At 31.4% G+C, this 2,203-nt stretch carries 3 protein-coding genes; all 3 read left to right on the forward strand.

Annotated elements, in window-relative coordinates:
• Positions 1 to 74 precede the first annotated feature (74 nt).
• Positions 75 to 350 (forward strand): acyl carrier protein, encoded by a 276-nt coding sequence (locus D8805_RS09860; RefSeq protein ID WP_125417115.1) that lies wholly within the window; start codon positions 75 to 77, stop codon positions 348 to 350.
• A 57-nt stretch (positions 351 to 407) separates the two neighbouring features.
• On the forward strand, positions 408 to 1,607 hold the full coding sequence (locus tag D8805_RS09865) for a beta-ketoacyl-[acyl-carrier-protein] synthase family protein (RefSeq protein ID WP_125417117.1): 1,200 nt from the start codon (positions 408 to 410) through the stop codon (positions 1,605 to 1,607).
• Positions 1,600 to 2,203, forward strand: a 604-nt coding sequence (locus D8805_RS09870; RefSeq protein WP_142999753.1) for a hypothetical protein, incomplete at its 3' end; no start/stop codon positions are given. The genes D8805_RS09865 and D8805_RS09870, both read left to right, overlap by 8 nt.

The following is a 2,203-nucleotide window of genomic DNA, read 5'->3' on the forward strand; positions in this document are numbered from 1 at the left end:
ATTAGAGGTACCCTAAAATAAATAAAAAATATCATTTTCAGATGATATAATCTATAGTTGGAGGATATTAATTAATGGATTCTATTGAAAAACAAGTTTTAAATATGATTGTAGAAAAGTTGGGGTTGGATGAAGTTGATGAAAACGAATTTGATTTCGATTCACCAATATTTGCTTCATATTCAGATGATGAGGATGAAGGTCTAGGTTTAGATTCTGTCGATGCTTTAGAACTGGTTGTAGGTTTAAAGGAAACATTTGACGTAAAAGTTAGTGATGAGGATATGGCGATTTTTAGAAGTGTTTCTTCTATTGCAGATTATATTCGTGAAGAAAAAGGATTAAATTAGAAAGGAGCAGATTGAAAGCTGAATGTTTGTTGGCTTTTAATCTGTTTTTGTTTTTAAATGGAAAAAAGAATAGTAATTACTGGAATAGGTGTACTTGCTGCGAATGGGAGCGGCAAAGATGCCTTTTTTGAAAATAGTAAACATGGTATTTCTGGTTTGAAAAAAGCAACACTTTTTGATTCTACTAAATTTCGAACTGAATTCGTTGGAGAAATTGATAATCCAGATTTTCCATATTTAACAAATACTCCACAAGAGAAGGAAAGAATTATTTACATAATGGAACAGGCAATTGAGGAAGCATATGAAGATGCTAATTTAACGCCGGAAATTGTATCAAGCTATAAAGAAAAATCATATTTAACATTTGCAACTTCTTTAGCAGCAAATGGAAGAATAATTGGTCATGTAAAAGACACTCGGAATGGTATTTTACAATCTGAATGGTTAACACAAATACCAAGTTTTGTTCCATGGATAAAAGATAAATGCGGAATTTTAGGAGGTTGTTATGTAACGATGGCAGCTTGTGCTGCGGGGACAACTGCTGCAGGTATGGCATACGATTTAATAAAATCGGGAAAAGCGGATTTAGTTATTTGTGGTGGTGCCGATCCATTGACTGAATTTTCGTGTCTCGGATTTAATGTTTTAAAGTCTTTGAGCTCCTCTCTATGTAAACCATTTGACAATGATAGAGATGGTATTAATATTGGTGAAGGCGGTGCATTCTTTGTTATAGAGACACTAGAGTCTGCAATTCAAAGAAATGCAAAAATTTATGCTGAAATATTTGGTTACGGAATTAATAATGATGCTTATCATATTACTAGCCCAAGTCCTTTTGGAGAGGGGGCTATTGCCTCTATGGGAATGGCGCTTTCCAATACTTTAATTACCCCAACGGATATAACTTATATTAATTCGCATGGAACTGGAACTAAGCTTAATGATGCAATGGAAATTTATGCTATTGAGAATTTTTTTGGAGAAACTGATGTTTATGTATCGACAAACAAATCTATGATTGGTCACTGTCTAGCTGCTGCTGGTGCAATTGAATTAGCTTCAACTCTGCTAACTATTGACCAAGACTACATTATTCCAAATGTACGTTTGAAAGATGAAATGGGAAGAGCAGATTCGATAAATTTGCCTACTGATGGAATAAATAAAAAAATTGATTTTGCTTTGTCTAATTCTTATGCATTCGCTGGGAATACTGCTAGTATATTATTAGGTAAGTTCTATGAATGATTATAAAATTGCAATTATTGGAAATAGCCCTGTTTCAGAAATTGTTTCATTGCTATTAGGAAACAACTTTGAAGTTGCTTGCTATAAGGATACAGTGGAAACAGCTGCGTGTTATCCATACTTTGCAAATGATTTAAATGAAGGAATATTAAAAAAATTTATTGAAAAAACTAATATAAGTTTGCACGAGAGAAATTTACCAGATATAGAAATTAAATATGACCAGTGTGCTACTTTTGTATGCCAAGCAACTTTTGAAAATTTTTCTAATACTTTAAAATCCGAGTTTTGTGAACATTTTAAAAAAATTGAGATTTTTTTAAACGATGTTGAAAAAATTGGAAAAGAATGGAAAGATTTTATTGAAAACGATTTTGATTCAAATAAAACTAGAATGATATATTCTGCTAAATTTTTTGATAAAACTTTAGAAAAGTATTTTAAAAAGATTGGCTTAAAAAGCCAACCTATTTTTCAGATATGTCAAACGATACTGCCTGTTTTAGATGTTAGTTTTTCAGTTTTTTCTGGATATTTGTACACACAATTTTTTGATAACCATATTTTAAAAGAGCAATTATGGAAAGAGATAAAGT

It is taken from the genome of Streptococcus oralis subsp. dentisani (genome assembly GCF_003944205.1).
GTDB classification, from domain to species: Bacteria; Bacillota; Bacilli; order Lactobacillales; family Streptococcaceae; genus Streptococcus; species Streptococcus oralis_BH.

What these genes read in the sequence shown, in the direction of transcription:
- D8805_RS09865 (WP_125417117.1), top strand. Translation starts at nt 408, where the DNA reads ATGGAAAAAAGAATAGTAATTACTGGAATAGGTGTACTTGCTGCGAAT.
- D8805_RS09860 (WP_125417115.1), top strand. Translation starts at nt 75, where the DNA reads ATGGATTCTATTGAAAAACAAGTTTTAAATATGATTGTAGAAAAGTTG.